Origin of the sequence: Metabacillus sediminilitoris (assembly GCF_009720625.1) — a bacterium.
Classification (GTDB): Bacteria; Bacillota; Bacilli; order Bacillales; family Bacillaceae; genus Metabacillus; species Metabacillus sediminilitoris.
This window is the reverse complement of the sequence record NZ_CP046266.1, coordinates 4,356,081-4,370,688: the sequence shown is the minus strand read 5'-3', so window position 1 is coordinate 4,370,688 and position 14,608 is coordinate 4,356,081. Positions and strand designations below refer to the sequence as shown.

15 protein-coding genes are annotated in these 14,608 nt (G+C 34.3%); 13 read left to right on the top strand and 2 right to left on the bottom strand.

Annotated elements, in window-relative coordinates; translation table 11 throughout:
• Window positions 1–178: 178 nt before the first annotated feature.
• From GMB29_RS21040 to mbcS, 4 genes are all read left to right on the top strand, one after another.
• Entirely contained in the window at window positions 179–1,324 is a 1,146-nt protein-coding gene (locus GMB29_RS21040) for a cysteine desulfurase family protein (protein ID WP_136352048.1), read from the top strand.
• A gap of 4 nt (window positions 1,325–1,328) precedes the next feature.
• A complete protein-coding gene (gene thiI, locus GMB29_RS21035) occupies window positions 1,329–2,528 on the top strand; it encodes a tRNA uracil 4-sulfurtransferase ThiI (protein WP_136352047.1) in 1,200 nt (399 codons plus the stop codon).
• Between the two features lie 86 nt (window positions 2,529–2,614).
• A complete protein-coding gene (locus GMB29_RS21030; protein WP_136352046.1) occupies window positions 2,615–2,818 on the top strand; it encodes an alpha/beta-type small acid-soluble spore protein in 204 nt (67 codons plus the stop codon).
• A 256-nt stretch (window positions 2,819–3,074) separates the two neighbouring features.
• Window positions 3,075–4,658, top strand: coding sequence for an acyl-CoA synthetase MbcS (gene mbcS / locus GMB29_RS21025; protein ID WP_136352045.1), 1,584 nt, complete (start codon window positions 3,075–3,077; stop codon window positions 4,656–4,658).
• 113 nt (window positions 4,659–4,771) lie between these two features.
• Here the strand turns inward: mbcS and GMB29_RS21020 are convergent, their stop codons facing one another.
• Window positions 4,772–5,572, bottom strand: a complete 801-nt coding sequence (locus tag GMB29_RS21020) for an NAD kinase (RefSeq protein ID WP_136352044.1) — start codon at window positions 5,570–5,572, stop codon at window positions 4,772–4,774.
• A 163-nt stretch (window positions 5,573–5,735) separates the two neighbouring features.
• On the opposite strand from GMB29_RS21020, the gene sppA reads away from it, so the two are divergent.
• The 9 genes from sppA to GMB29_RS20975 all read left to right on the top strand — a co-directional run bounded on the left by sppA (window position 5,736) and on the right by GMB29_RS20975 (window position 14,074).
• A complete protein-coding gene (sppA, locus tag GMB29_RS21015) occupies window positions 5,736–6,740 on the top strand; it encodes a signal peptide peptidase SppA (RefSeq protein WP_136352043.1) in 1,005 nt (334 codons plus the stop codon).
• 12 nt (window positions 6,741–6,752) lie between these two features.
• A complete protein-coding gene (locus tag GMB29_RS21010; RefSeq protein WP_136352042.1) occupies window positions 6,753–7,283 on the top strand; it encodes an RDD family protein in 531 nt (176 codons plus the stop codon).
• Between the two features lie 379 nt (window positions 7,284–7,662).
• Window positions 7,663–8,346: a DUF2953 domain-containing protein gene (locus GMB29_RS21005; protein WP_136352041.1), complete on the top strand. Its 684-nt coding sequence runs from the start codon at window positions 7,663–7,665 to the stop codon at window positions 8,344–8,346.
• A 72-nt stretch (window positions 8,347–8,418) separates the two neighbouring features.
• Window positions 8,419–8,874 (top strand): GerW family sporulation protein, encoded by a 456-nt coding sequence (gene ytfJ, locus GMB29_RS21000; protein WP_136352040.1) that lies wholly within the window; start codon window positions 8,419–8,421, stop codon window positions 8,872–8,874.
• A 239-nt stretch (window positions 8,875–9,113) separates the two neighbouring features.
• On the top strand, window positions 9,114–9,614 hold the full coding sequence (gene tpx / locus GMB29_RS20995; protein WP_136352039.1) for a thiol peroxidase: 501 nt from the start codon (window positions 9,114–9,116) through the stop codon (window positions 9,612–9,614).
• A 394-nt stretch (window positions 9,615–10,008) separates the two neighbouring features.
• Window positions 10,009–11,001: a class I SAM-dependent methyltransferase gene (locus tag GMB29_RS20990; protein ID WP_136352038.1), complete on the top strand. Its 993-nt coding sequence runs from the start codon at window positions 10,009–10,011 to the stop codon at window positions 10,999–11,001.
• Between the two features lie 286 nt (window positions 11,002–11,287).
• A complete protein-coding gene (locus GMB29_RS20985) occupies window positions 11,288–12,475 on the top strand; it encodes an acetate kinase (RefSeq protein ID WP_136352037.1) in 1,188 nt (395 codons plus the stop codon).
• Window positions 12,476–12,709: 234 nt separating this feature from the next.
• On the top strand, window positions 12,710–13,546 hold the full coding sequence (locus GMB29_RS20980; protein WP_136352036.1) for an EcsC family protein: 837 nt from the start codon (window positions 12,710–12,712) through the stop codon (window positions 13,544–13,546).
• A gap of 15 nt (window positions 13,547–13,561) precedes the next feature.
• A complete protein-coding gene (locus GMB29_RS20975) occupies window positions 13,562–14,074 on the top strand; it encodes a MogA/MoaB family molybdenum cofactor biosynthesis protein (protein ID WP_136352035.1) in 513 nt (170 codons plus the stop codon).
• 97 nt (window positions 14,075–14,171) lie between these two features.
• On the opposite strand, the gene GMB29_RS20970 is transcribed toward GMB29_RS20975, so the two are convergent.
• Complete coding sequence (locus GMB29_RS20970; RefSeq protein ID WP_136352034.1) at window positions 14,172–14,489, bottom strand: hypothetical protein; 318 nt, start codon at window positions 14,487–14,489, stop codon at window positions 14,172–14,174.
• Window positions 14,490–14,608: the final 119 nt, after the last annotated feature.

Genomic DNA, 14,608 nt, shown 5'->3' with positions numbered 1-14,608 from the left:
TAGACTAGAGGATATACAGCCAGTGCGGTTACAGTGAGTATACTTCAAATTTGTAACAGCTGCTCTGTCTAATATTTCTTGAATAAATGGTTAACATCACTTTATTTCTCTAAGGATTTTGTATGCTCGTGCTGAGTAGAATCTTTGCGGAATTCAATATGAGAAGAGGAAATACGGCATGTTGTATTTAGATAATAGTGCGACAACTAAACCTTATCCAGAGGTGTTATCGACGTATTTAAAAGTAACAGAGGATTATTTTGCAAATCCTTCTTCATTACATAAACTTGGCAGTGAAGCCGAAATGCTTCTAAATCAATCTAGAAAGCAAGTGGCAACCCTTTTAGGTGTACAACAAGGGGAAATTATTTTTACTTCCGGGGGCACTGAAGGAAACAACCTTGCAATTAAAGGTGCTGCACTAGCAAATAAACATAAAGGAAGGCATATTATTACATCATCAATTGAACATCCTTCCGTTTTAGAATCATTTAAACAACTTGAAGAATTCCATGGCTTTAACGTTACATATTTACCTGTTAACGGAGAAGGTATCGTTTCACTTGAACATTTGGAAAAAGCAATCCGTGATGATACAATCCTCATATCAATTATGCATGTGAATAATGAAGTGGGGACGATTCAACCTATTGCCGAGATTGGACAAATGTTAAAAAATAATCAGAACATCCTTTTTCATGTAGACAATGTGCAAGGAATAACAAAAGTCCCTCTAGATTTAAAAAATGCAAATATTGATCTATGTACCATTTCAGGCCATAAATTTCATGGATTAAATGGATCAGGGGTTTTATTTAAGAGGTCAGGAGTTGATCTGCTTCCTCTTTTTTCGGGCGGTTCACAAGAGCTTCAGATGAGATCAGGGACAGAGAGTCTTGCAGGAAATGTAGCATTAGCGAAAGCTCTTCGGATGGCAACTGAGAAAGCAGCAAAAAGAGGGCAGCATTTAGAAAATCTTCACAAGCAGTTAAGAGTAAAATTAATGAATATAGAAGGTGTTGTTATAAATACACCGTTAAAAAACGCAGCACCACATATTATTAATTTTTCAGTACCTGCAGTGAAAGCAGAAGTACTCATTCACTTTTTAGGTGAACACGATATATATGTTTCAACCACCTCTGCTTGTTCGTCTAGAAGTAAAACAAACAGTCAAACATTACTTGCCATGAATAAACCTCAAGATATTGCAAAAAGTGCAATTAGAGTAAGTTTATCATATGAAAGCAATGAAGAGATGATTCTCACTTTTATAGACACTCTTTCTAAGGGAATTGAAAAATTAATGAAGGTAATGAGGTAATAAAATGAAATTTGATCACATATTAATTCGATTTGGGGAAATATCTACTAAAGGACGTAATCGCAGAAAATTTGTTGATAGATTAAAGCAAAATATAAAAGTAGTGCTACCTGAATACACTAACCTAGAATATGAGGGAACACGTGATAGATTATATATTCATTTACATGGTGAGGATCATGAAGGAATCGTTAACAAGTTACAGCACATATTCGGCATACAATCATTTAGTTTAGCTATTAAATGTGAAAGTGATTTATCAAAGATAAAAGAAAGTGCATTAGAAGCTGTTAAAGGGCTATATAAACCAAATGATACATTTAAAGTAACTGCAAAAAGAGCGAATAAACAATTTCCTCTTGATACGAATGAATTAAATTATCAAATTGGAAGTCATATCCTCATCAATACGGAAGGCTTAACGGTAGATGTAAAAAATCCAACAATTAACGTTCGTGTCGAGGTTCGCAGTGAGGCAACATTCATCACTTGTTTTGATTATAAAGGGGCAGGTGGTCTGCCGGTTGGTTCCAGTGGGAAAGGGATGTTATTACTATCTGGAGGTATCGACAGTCCGGTAGCTGGTTATTTGTCATTAAAAAGGGGTGTAGAGTTAGAAATTATCCACTTCTTTAGTCCACCATACACAAGTGAGCGTGCTAAACAAAAGGTTATTGATTTAACACGGGAGCTGACTGCATTTGGTGGGAAAATAAATCTTCACATTGTCCCATTTACAGCAATACAAGAAAAAATTCAACAGCAAGTACCTGAAAATTATACGATGACATCGACTAGAAGAATGATGCTAAAAATAGCAGACAAACTTCGTGAAAAAAAGCAAGCTCTAGCTTTAATTACTGGTGAAAGTCTTGGGCAAGTTGCCAGTCAAACATTAGAAAGTATGGTTGCTATTAATGATGTAACGAATACACCGATCATTAGACCACTCATCACGATGGATAAAACTGAGATTATCGCTATATCCAAAAATATTGGTACGCACGATATATCGATCCGTCCTTATGAGGATTGCTGTACAATTTTCACACCAGCAAGTCCGAAAACAAAACCAAAGCTTGAAAAAGTATCGCGTTTTGAAAGTTTCGTCGATTTTGAGGAACTTATTAATGATGCGATAGAAAATATTGAATCAATTGAAGTTTCACAAGAACAAAAAGATGAATTTAGCAGCTTATTTTAAATCGAAATTGCTAAAATTTACTAATTGTTAAAGTGAATGAAGCCATGTGTATTTACACATTCTATACTCACAAGGAGGTGATACACATGGCACAAAACAATAACAGTAACCAACTAGTTGTACCTGGTGCTCAACAAGCAATCGATCAAATGAAATACGAGATTGCTTCTGAATTTGGAGTTAACCTAGGAGCAGAAACGACTTCACGCGCTAACGGATCTGTTGGTGGTGAAATCACAAAACGTTTAGTATCTTTCGCTCAACAACAAATGGGTGGTTCTTTCAAATAATATGAATTTCATAAAAGAATGGCTACGAGAGCGGGGGGAAACCCCGCTCTTTTCATGTATGTAATAACGTTCTAAGTTGTAATTAATGAAACTTTCCAGCAAGTGTGAAGCTAGACATGAATAAAATAATGAATAAAACATTTTTCTAATATATGCAGCTTTTTAACTGAACATATAATCATTGTTCAATTGTGATATTTAAATAAATTTCACAATTAGGTTATAATGATAGTACAAACATTAAGGAGGGGGAAAAATGGTAAGAGAAGAACTACTTGCACCATTAAACTATAATCTTGTAGAAGAGATAGAAAAGCATGCAAAAGATGCGACAAGAATTGCTCTTAAATGGGAAAATGAGCAAGGAGAAAGAAGCGAGATTACTTACCGATCCTTATTAGACAAAGTAAATCGAATCGGAAACGCTCTTCTAAACCAGGGATTAGAGGTTGGCGATAAGGTTCTAGTGATAATTCCTAGATTAATAGATGCATATGCTGTTTATCTTGGTGCATTGAAAGCAGGCTTAGTAGTTATTCCTAGCTCTGAGATGTTACGAACTAAGGATATACAGTATCGAATAACACATGGTGATGTAAAAGCAGTAATATGTTACGGGCTTTACACGAATGAATTTAAAGAGATTAGAGAATATGAAAACCTAATCAAAATTGTTGTAAATGGATCTGAAGCTGATTGGTTATCGTTAGAAGAGCTGATGACAAAACAAAGTACAGAAATGGATATAGCAAAAACAAAGTCAGACAGTATGGCCTTTTTATCATATACTTCAGGAACAACAGGTAATCCAAAAGGTGTTGTACATACACATGGATGGGCTTTTGCTCATTTAAAAACTGCCGCTAAAAATTGGTTAAGCATCGAGGAAAAGGATGTTGTGTGGGCCACAGCAGGTCCGGGCTGGCAAAAATGGATTTGGAGTCCATTTCTATCTGTTTTAGGTTCTGGAGCAACAGGTCTTATCTACAATGGGAAATTTAATCCTGAAAAATACTTACAGCTTTTAGATGAATACAAAGTAAATGTGTTATGTTGTACACCAACAGAATATCGAATTATGGCTAAGGTTGATAACTTAGAGAACTATTCACTCTCAGCCTTACATAGTGCTGTTTCAGCTGGTGAACCTCTCAATCGTGAGGTAATAGAAACATTCCAGCATTATTTTGATGTCAAAGTCAGAGATGGATATGGTCAGACAGAAAATACCCTGCTTGTAGGTGTCATGAAGGATATGGAGATTCGAGCTGGTTCAATGGGCAAGCCTACACCAGGAAATGATGTAATCATTATAAATGAAGAAGGCCTGCCATGTTCTATTGATGAGGTAGGAGACATTGCCGTTCATAAAGATACACCTGCTTTATTTAAAGAATACTATAAAGATCATGAACGGACAGCAAAACAATATAGAGGCGACTACTATATAACGGGTGACAGAGCTAAGATGGATAAAGACGGTTACTTTTGGTTTGAAGGGCGCAGTGATGATATAATCATTAGTTCTGGCTATACAATTGGCCCATTTGAGGTTGAAGATGCATTAGTTAAGCATCCTTTAGTAAAGGAATGTGCAGTTGTTGCTAGCCCTGATAAAGTTAGAGGTAATATCGTTAAGGCTTATATCGTATTAAAAGATCATTCAAAACATGTAGACCGTGAAATCATTCCATTATTACAAGAGTATGTAAAAAATCAAACGGCTCCATATAAATATCCTCGTGAAATTGAATTTATTGAGGAGCTGCCAAAAACGTCATCAGGGAAAATTCGCCGGATTGAGCTGCGCCAACGTGAGGAAGAATTAAAATTAGGTTAATGAAACAGAAAACCAGGTGTTCCCCACCTGGTTTTTTACGTACTTAAATTAAATTTGTTCATGTTTCCATTTATTGTCATATTTATCTAAGTCACTTTGTGCCTCAAAACTTATTATAAAAATGTTCTTTTCACTTTCTCCCAATAAGAATTATCTTTTAATTTTACCGTTTTTATTGGTTGGTCAGATAGAGTATATTCTAACTGTTTAACATTTCGGATACTTAATGCTTCATTATCCATACCGATAATAGGGTAGTCGTTACCATCTTGTACAATTTTTAGAAGTAACTTTCGTTTATCACTTAAAATAAAGGAAGATCCTAAAGTACGATATAAATTATTATTTAAGGATGCTATTTCACTTACTTGAATACAAGGAATCATTGGATCAACAACAGCACCATTTACTGATTTGTTATAGGCTGTACTTCCTGTTGGAGTGGCGATTAACATGCCATCGCCTCTAAATGTTTCAAAATGTAACGCATCAATGAAAACATCAATGACAAATGTTTTAATAATACTTGATCTTATCGAACACTCATTTAAACATTTAAATGTAGTAGAGTCGTCTATTTTAACTTCTATAACAGGATACTTTCTAACTTCAATTTGTGATTCAGTAATGGCAGTTATCATTTTATCCTGATCGTCAATATGGAAGTCACAATACAAACTTATCGTCTCATCAATACCAATTCCTGCATACAAACAATCTGATCGAAAGTTTGTTTTACGAACAGCTTGTAAAAACGCTCCATCGCCCCCTATGCTTACAATAATATTTGCGAGTGCAGGATCTTCCACGACATTAAAATCATGATTCTTTGCAAATTCTATAATAGAATTAATTTTTTCTAGTAAGCCTTCCTCTTTTTTGTAATAAAAGTAAACATTACGACGATCTGACATGATGATTCCTCCTATTAGTAATAATTGGTAGTATACCTCCACATTTTACCTTGTTAATGGTACAATACTCTATGTTGTTTAGTTTATCACTTTACATAAAAAATGGTAATAAGTAAGTTAATCATAGCATAATAATCACCAGATTAAGGAGGAGAAAGAGTTAATGAATGGAAAAAGATGGGGAGCAATTGCAATAGCAAGTTGTTTATTTGTGTTTTCTATTATTACTAGTTCAACTATGATGTTTATTAAGAACAGTGAAATGTTTTCAGATCCCTTTGCAGCAAATGCCTCTTTTACGGAGGAAATTATGGAAGAAGGTTCACCTGATAATAAAATTCTAGTTTTAAATATTAATGGAGTCATTCAAGATACTGGGGAAGATGTTACATCTTTCTTTAGTTCTCCGGGCTATCATCACCAAACGTTTTTAGATATGATTGAGGCGGCCGGGGAAGATAAAAATGTCAAAGGTGTTATTCTTAGAGTCAATTCACCTGGTGGCGGTGTTGTTGAAAGTGCAGAAATACATAAAAAACTGATTGAATTAAAAGAAAATAGTAAAAAACCTCTTTATGTATCAATGGGAACAACTGCAGCCTCTGGCGGATATTACATTGCTACACCAGCAGACAAAATATTTGCAGCACCAGACACGATGACAGGGTCTCTCGGTGTTATTATGCAATCAATTAATTATAGTAAATTAGCTGAAGAGTTTGGCGTGAAATTTGAGACAATTAAAAGTGGTCCATACAAGGATATTTTCTCTCCGGCACGTGAGATGACAGAAGATGAAAGAAAAATCCTTCAGACAATGGTAAATGACTCATATAACGGGTTTGTAAATGTCATAATGGAAGGTCGATCATTACCAGAAGCAGAGGTTCGTAAATTAGCGGATGGACGTATTTATGATGGTAGACAAGCAAAGGAAAATAAACTAATCGATGAGTTAGGTTATTTTGATGATACAGTTGCAGCTATGAAAAAAGATTTAGGGATAAAAAATGCACAAGTAGTTGAGTATGGTGAATCATTAGGTCTTGATTCATTCCTATCGATGGGTGCTAGTAAAGTATTTAATGAGGAAATGGAACTGAATAATCTTTATAAAATGCTTTCGCAACCAAACTCTCCAAGACTTATGTACTTGTATTCTGAATAAGGAGGCAAAATCGTGGATGCTACCTTTGAAAATGTAGAGAATTCAGAAGCAGCTTATGATCAAGTAGAAAAGATAAAGTCAAATGATTACAATCATTTACTGGCAGGTTTTTGGATTCGTCTATGGGCTTATCTAATTGATTTACTTGTCGTAAGCAGTGTCAATCGAATCTTAATTTATCCGCTCTTTGAATTAATGGGCTTAAATAACAATAAATCGTTTATTTTTTCACCAGTTTCAATCGCAACAGCTCTTATCTTTTTCGCCTATTTTGTCTTAATGACAAAATATCTAAATCAAACTCTAGGTAAAATGATATTTGGTATAAAAGTAATTTCTATAAAAGAAGAAAACATTAGTTGGGGAACAATTTTATTTAGAGAATTCATCGGACGCTACATTTCAAAAACAATTTGGATTGGCTATCTCATTGTCGCGTTTACCCCAAAAAAACAAGCTCTTCACGATATTTTTGCTGATACACAGGTTATTCATGAAAAGTTATATATATTGAAACACAATCAAGTAAAGTCTGCTGAATAGATCAGCAGGCTTTTTTTATTCATTTTTGAGTAAAGCCTTGAATTTAAGAACATATAGACTAAGACTTAAAAAAAGGCTGTTTTCCCAAACTTTGTTGCTATTTTCCAAGTAGTGCTGTGGGGTGATTGCAGCGAGAGGATGCTCGCTTTTTAGCGGGGCGGGCGGTGAGCCTCCTCAGCATAAACCCCTGCATGAGTCTCACCTGTCCCGCTGCTCCCGCATGAGTCTCGCAATCTGCTCCAATCAACTTTAAATAGTTTTCGTTTTAACAGCAACAATCTCTTAGAAAAGAGCCAAAAAAAACTTACACAGAGGTTGCATGTTTATTTTACTTTTATAAGGGTGATAATGGTAAATTGAAGGGATGTGATGAAAGCCGATGTTTTGGTTTATCGTAATTTTACTTTTTTTATTATTCCTATTTATTATGATTATTCTTACTAAAATAACAGTGACGCTAGATTTAAATCATAGTGGTGATAATGACCACTTTAAAATAAAATTCCGAGCCTGGTATGGGTTAATACGATACACCATCGACATTCCATTTGTGAAAGTGGATGATACCGGCCCTAACCTTATTGTTAAGCAAAAACAGAAACTAGGAAGTGACAGTGAGCATAATAAGGGGAAGAACAAGGAAGAAAAGGTAACACCTGATGAAGTAATGAATAGTTTAAGCGATGTAAAAGAGATTACACAACATATTGTTGGATTACATAAAATTGTGAAGCGTTTTTTAAAGAAAGTAAAAGTAAAGAAATTAGAATGGCATTCACAATTAGGTATCGGTGATGCAGCACACACCGGATTATTAACTGGTGCAGCATGGGCAATTAAGGGAAGTGTCATAGGTATCATCAGCCAGTATATGAAATTACTTATTACTCCAGTTGTCACCATTACCCCTGAATTTAATAGGCTTTGTTCAAAAACAAAATTACAATGTATTATTCAGTTTCGAATCGGGCAAGCTATGCTAGCAGGTATTCGATTCATTAAATATTGGAAAGGTGGACGTCCGAAGTTAAAAAATAACCCATTTTCATTTTTTACAAACTAACTTTGTTAAGACACCTATTTTTAGTATGTAATGAGCATGACCGGTTAAATAAAGAGTAGGAGGCTACATAACATGAGTGATCATCCAATTCAAGGATTAATGAAAACAGCAATGGAAAATTTAAAACAAATGATTGATGTAAATACGATTGTTGGCGATCCAGTTGAAACACCAGATGGAAGTGTGATCCTAACTGTTTCGAAAGTAGGGTTTGGGTTTGCAGCGGGAGGTAGTGAATTTAATGCTACAAGTCCTGAAGAAGGCGACTCTCAAAAGACTCCAAAGCTTCCTTTCGGTGGTGGAAGCGGTGGTGGAGTTTCCATTACACCAATAGCCTTTTTAATTGTTTCTTCAACAGGCGTGAAAATGCTTCATTTAGATGAAAGTACGCATTTATATGAAAAAATATTAGAAGCTGCACCGCAAACAGTTGAGAAAATCCAAAATATGTTCAAAAAAAATAAAGAGAGTAATTCTGCAGCAACTGGAAATGTTCAAAACCAACAAAAGCAGGATTTAGATTTTTAACTGCCTAACTAGGCAGTTAAATTTTTTTTGCAGAAAAGATTGTAAAGACAGACCCAGTGTCTAGCCCTAATTTATCTGTTAGGAATTAAGGAGAAAACACCTTTGATTCCTGACTTTATTAAATTTACCGCCAGTAACCTGCCTTTTGGGCTTTTCTTCGATTTTAAATCATAATAATTGATAATTATTAACAGCTAGGCTATATTTACACTGTACATAATTAAAAGGAGGAATTTGGTATGGCATCAGTTACATTTAAAAACAACCCAATTACTTTAGTTGGAAATGAAGTAAAAGTAGGAGACACTGCACCTGATTTTACAGTACTAGCAAACGATATGTCACCAGTAACACTTGCAGATTCAAAAGGAAAAGTTCGCCTTATTTCTGTTGTACCTTCAATTGATACTGGCGTGTGTGATGCGCAAACTCGTCGATTCAATGAAGACGCTTCTAAATTAAATAATGTAGAGGTATTAACTATCAGTGTTGATTTACCATTTGCACAAAAAAGATGGTGTGCAGCAAATGGACTAGAAAATGTAAAAACACTTTCTGACTACAAAGATCTTTCATTTGGTGAAGCATATGGTGTTCACATGAAAGAATTACGTTTATTAGCTCGTGCAGTATTTGTTGTGGATGCTAATGATAAAGTTACGTATGTAGAATATGTAAGTGAAGGAACAAATCATCCTAACTATGAGGCTGCAATTGAAGCTGCAAAGACAGCACAATAATAAGAAAAATACAATTTGAAAATGGAGACTGCCAGTTAGGCAGTCTTTTTGTATGTGGGCATAAATAAGACATGTAGTCAAATAAATCTGGACCAAGTAGAACTCTCATGCTTGTTTGAGATTTCTTCTGTTCCTTAATGATTACCTCGTTTCCGCTTTAGATAATTCAGAGCATTATCGATTTTTTGGCTCTGATAGAATTATTTAGCCTTGACTTGCATCAAAGAATAGAAGTCACAGATTAAGTGGAATTATATTAACTGATAAAAGTTTTTAGCAATCATAAAGAAAATTTTCCTAATCAAGTTATTATCACGAAGCTGACCAAGAACTTGCGCTTTTTTGGGTAGATGTCTAAAATATATGGTGGTATGACGGTGAGGAGGATAATGGAATGAAAACAATTTCTAAAATAGAGAACTTATTTACTGTAATAAATGAAACGGCTGAACTTATTGCAAAAGAGTGTCAGTATACTTACATAGAAGCAGTTGCTGAAACAGGTGAAAATATGTTCCATAGTGCGATCTTACAAGAAGAGCTGAGTGAGATCGCTGAAAAGAGTTTAAAAAGAAAATACGAATCGATAAATATAAAATCTTTTGATAAAGAAGAGATTCGAAAAGCATTTCAGTTGTCAATATTAAAAGGGTTAAAAGAAGGGGCACATCCGAATCATCAAATGACACCTGATACAATAGGATTGTTCTTAGGGTATTTAGTAAGTAAATTTGCAGGGAATCGTAAGGACATCTCGATATTAGATCCAGCAGTGGGTACAGGAAATTTACTTACAACGATATTAAATTACTTACCGATTGAGAATATTGATGCATATGGTGTTGATGTAGATGATTTACTTATTAAACTAGCTTATATTAATTCAAATCTCCAAGAGCATCCAATTCAATTTTTTAATCAAGATAGCTTAGAACGCTTATTAATAGATCCAGTTGATATCGTTTTATGTGATTTACCTGTCGGCTATTATCCTAATGATGTTGAAGCATCAAAATATATGCTAAAAGCTGACGAAGGGCACTCATATTCACATCATCTTTTCATTGAGCAAAGCATTAAGCACACGAAAGAAAATGGTTATTTATTTTTTATTGTACCTAACTCATTATTTGAAACGAAGGAAGCGCCAAAGCTTAATCAATATTTACGAGAGATGGCTGTTATTCAAGGATTTATTCAATTACCATATTCTCTTTTTAAAGATGAAAAACATGGAAAAAGCATCTTGATTTTGCAAAAGAAAGGTGAAAACACAAACCCATTAAAGCAAGCATTGCTTGTTGACTTACCAAAATTCTCTAATAAAGAGGCAATGAATACGATAATGAAGCAAATAGACAATTGGTTTCGCGAACATAAAAAATAAGATAAATTTCTTAATTAGGAGACATCATTCTGTGATGTCTTCATTTTTTTTGTTTAAAAATCGCTTAAAACAACTGCTTAATTATGAGAATTGTTAGACTTTTGTTTGTAAACGATTGCATTTTAATCAACTTCTTGAAATGTCTAAAAGTCAGTGTTTAAATGAAAAAGGCAGATAATAATCGGTAGCATTTTGTGAAGAATAAGGATGTTAACATTTATAGCAAAATGGATTCGTTTATTGACATTAAACATCATATAGAGCGGTATAAAAGGAGAGTAACTAAATGGCAAAAATTATTGCAATTAATGCAGGTAGTTCATCATTAAAATTTCAACTTTTTGATATGCCAAGTGAGAAGGTATTAACAAAAGGATTAGTAGAAAGAATTGGGATCGGTGATTCTGTCTTTACAATTTCAGTAAATGGCGAAAATCAAACTGAAGTGAGTGATATCACTGATCACGCAGTAGCAGTAAAAATTCTTTTATCTAAATTAACAGATTTGGGAATCATTCAATCACTTGATGAAATTCAAGGAATTGGCCACCGTGTTGTACATGGCGGGGAAATTTTTAATGATTCTGCCATCATAACAGAAGAAACGTTAAAACAAATTGAAGATCTTTCTGAATTAGCTCCACTACACAACCCTGCAAATTTAGTAGGTATAAAAGCGTTCCAAGAGGTTTTACCAAAAGTTCCGGCAGTAGCTGTTTTTGACACAGCATTCCACCAAACAATGCCTGAACAATCATTTCTATATAGCTTACCATATGAGTATTATGAAAAATTTGGAATTCGTAAATACGGTTTCCATGGAACATCACATAAATATGTGTCAGAACGTGCTGCTGAAATTTTAGGAAGACCAATCGAACATCTTCGCTTAATTTCTTGTCACTTAGGTAATGGTGCAAGTATCGCGGCAATTGAAGGTGGAAAATCGATTGATACATCAATGGGATTCACACCTCTAGCAGGAGTTGCGATGGGTACACGTTCCGGAAATATTGATCCTGCTTTAATTCCATTTATTATGGATAAAACAGGTAAGTCTGCTGATGAAGTATTAGATATACTTAACAAAAAGAGCGGAATTTTAGGTTTATCAGGAATATCAAGTGATTTACGTGATAATATCCAAGCAGAAAAAGAAGGTAATGAAAGAGCGAAAATGGCCCTTGAAGTATTTGCGAGCCGTATCCATAAGTATATTGGTTCTTATGCAGCGAGAATGTCAGGTGTCGATGCGATTATTTTCACTGCCGGAATCGGTGAAAATAGCATTGAAATCCGTGAAAGAGTATTAAAGGGTTTAGAATTTATGGGAATTTATTGGGACCCTACTCTTAATAATGTACGTGGTCAAGAAACATTTATCAGCTATCCACATTCACCTGTAAAAGTTTTAATTATTCCTACAAATGAAGAAGTAATGATTGCACGTGATGTTGTACGCTTAGCTAAATAAGGACTAGAAAAGACAGTCGATTAAGTCGACTGTTTTTTTTATAAAGGTTCGCTTGAGTAATCCTAAATTCAGTGAAAATCAATTTAAAAACTTTAAGTGCTATCGTTTACTTCAAATTTAGATTCGAACACATTAGGGATGATTATCTCGTCATAGCATTTTGTGTTAAGATAAAGGTAACCAGATTCAACCATTACTATCCAACTTTTAAAGTTGAATTAAGGAGATAACCGGATGAATAAGACTGTACGTCAAAAGACTATTTTAAATGAAATTTCATTGTGGGAGCAAGAACTACAAAATGATGTTCGCACAGACTTAGGCCGGACTTTTGATAGATGGATCAAACGCAAGCTGGATGAAATCCCAGACTCCATGAAACAAATATTTTTTGAGAAGCTTGATGCTAGTCTTTTTAATTTACATTCATTTATTCAAAATTCATTGATTCAACAAGATGCAAAAAAACAAATCCTCCTTTCTGCAAAGGCATTGAACGAAGAAATCTTTCAAATAAATGATTTACATAAACTTCATATCGATCAACTTCATTACTTAGCAGATCTCCAAACATCAAAGCATCGACTCTATTCATTTATACAAGGTGGTTTAACTGGAACAGGCGGAATTCTATTAACCGGTATTGATATTCCCATACAAACGATTCTTAATTTACGATCGATTCAAATGGTGTCAATGTGTTATGGATATGAAATCAACAATCCTTATGAGATGATGACATCGTTAAAGGTTTATCATGCTTCACTATTGCCGAAACACTTGCAATATAACCAATGGCATGAATTGAAAAAGGAAATTGATTCTGATGATGACATTTTTTACTTTTATGAAGGAAAAGAAGACTTGTCGAATAGAAACAGCTTGGAGTATATAGTAAAACAAGTTGCAAAGCTCTCTGTTTTATCACTTTTCAAAAGAAAGCTCGTAGCCGGACTTCCACTGGTGAGCATGATGATCGGAGCAGGTATGAATTATCAGCATACTCGTCGAATCACTGAATTTGCTAATAAATATTATCAATACAGGTTTATTAATGACAAATCACACTAATTTTAGGAGGGTTTTATGAGTAGTATTGAACATAAATTAGAAGCTCCTCAATCAGTTTCCTGCAAAGTTATTACAATTAGTGATACTCGTGATAAAGAAACTGATAAAAGCGGTCAACTAATAAAAAGGCTGCTGGAAGAGAATGGACACAATGTTGTAGATTGCGAAATTGTCAGAGATGAAAAAACGCTTATCCGCAGTTCTATTTTAAAAGGGTGTGAAACAAGTAATGTTGATGTTGTCATTACAAATGGCGGCACTGGTATTGCGAAAAGAGATGTCACAATCGAGGCGGTTGAATCATTGATTGAGAAGGAGATACCAGGGTTTGGGGAGATTTTTAGAATGCTGAGCTATCAAGAAGATATTGGCTCTGCTGCAATATTAAGCAGAGCAATTGCAGGTATCTCAATGAATACGGCTATATTTGCCATGCCCGGATCGACTGGGGCTGTTAAATTAGCAATGGAAAAACTCATTCTATCTGAGCTTGGTCATATTGTAAGAGAAATCAGAAAAGATTTGTAGTCTTGGTACAAGTGAAGAATAAAGCATTTATTATACATGTTTACATAAAAGCACCTTGTTTTGCTCAGAAAATAGAGCTAACAAGGTGCTTCGCTTTTTATGAGTGACTTTTTGCTGATGTAATATCCTGTGTCATTCGAAACCATATCCATAAATCATTAATGATTGAAGCAAGATTAGCAATTTCCTCATTTAATATACAACTATGAGTGAAATTTTCTTCTTGATTAAGTACAGCTTGTTTCTTATTTATTTCTTCCTCAAGTTCCTTAATTCGATCAGGTATAGACCCGCGAATTTGCTCCCATTCAGCCAGGATACTATTCTGAAACGAAATACTATACATTTCCCAATCTTTCTTTAATAAGGGTAACCTTATTTTTAGTCTTGGATCATAGGAAAAGTAATTATTCACACTTATTCCCCCGAAATCACTATTTTTTTCACATTTTACTATAGTTTAAATAAAACTTCTATTATTGAATACAAATGATATTGTATCAAGATTAATTTTTATACAAAAAATATGAGAAA

Bases quoted from the DNA above. Each gene is read 5' to 3' on its own strand.
- sppA (WP_136352043.1), top strand. From the start codon at position 5,736: ATGAATGGAAAAAGATGGGGAGCAATTGCAATAGCAAGTTGTTTATTT.
- GMB29_RS21005 (WP_136352041.1), top strand. From the start codon at position 7,663: ATGTTTTGGTTTATCGTAATTTTACTTTTTTTATTATTCCTATTTATT.
- tpx (WP_136352039.1), top strand. From the start codon at position 9,114: ATGGCATCAGTTACATTTAAAAACAACCCAATTACTTTAGTTGGAAAT.
- ytfJ (WP_136352040.1), top strand. From the start codon at position 8,419: ATGAGTGATCATCCAATTCAAGGATTAATGAAAACAGCAATGGAAAAT.
- GMB29_RS21020 (WP_136352044.1), bottom strand. From the start codon at position 5,572: ATGTCAGATCGTCGTAATGTTTACTTTTATTACAAAAAAGAGGAAGGC.
- thiI (WP_136352047.1), top strand. From the start codon at position 1,329: ATGAAATTTGATCACATATTAATTCGATTTGGGGAAATATCTACTAAA.
- GMB29_RS20985 (WP_136352037.1), top strand. From the start codon at position 11,288: ATGGCAAAAATTATTGCAATTAATGCAGGTAGTTCATCATTAAAATTT.
- GMB29_RS20980 (WP_136352036.1), top strand. From the start codon at position 12,710: ATGAATAAGACTGTACGTCAAAAGACTATTTTAAATGAAATTTCATTG.
- mbcS (WP_136352045.1), top strand. From the start codon at position 3,075: ATGGTAAGAGAAGAACTACTTGCACCATTAAACTATAATCTTGTAGAA.
- GMB29_RS20975 (WP_136352035.1), top strand. From the start codon at position 13,562: ATGAGTAGTATTGAACATAAATTAGAAGCTCCTCAATCAGTTTCCTGC.
- GMB29_RS21040 (WP_136352048.1), top strand. From the start codon at position 179: ATGTTGTATTTAGATAATAGTGCGACAACTAAACCTTATCCAGAGGTG.
- GMB29_RS20990 (WP_136352038.1), top strand. From the start codon at position 10,009: ATGAAAACAATTTCTAAAATAGAGAACTTATTTACTGTAATAAATGAA.
- GMB29_RS21030 (WP_136352046.1), top strand. From the start codon at position 2,615: ATGGCACAAAACAATAACAGTAACCAACTAGTTGTACCTGGTGCTCAA.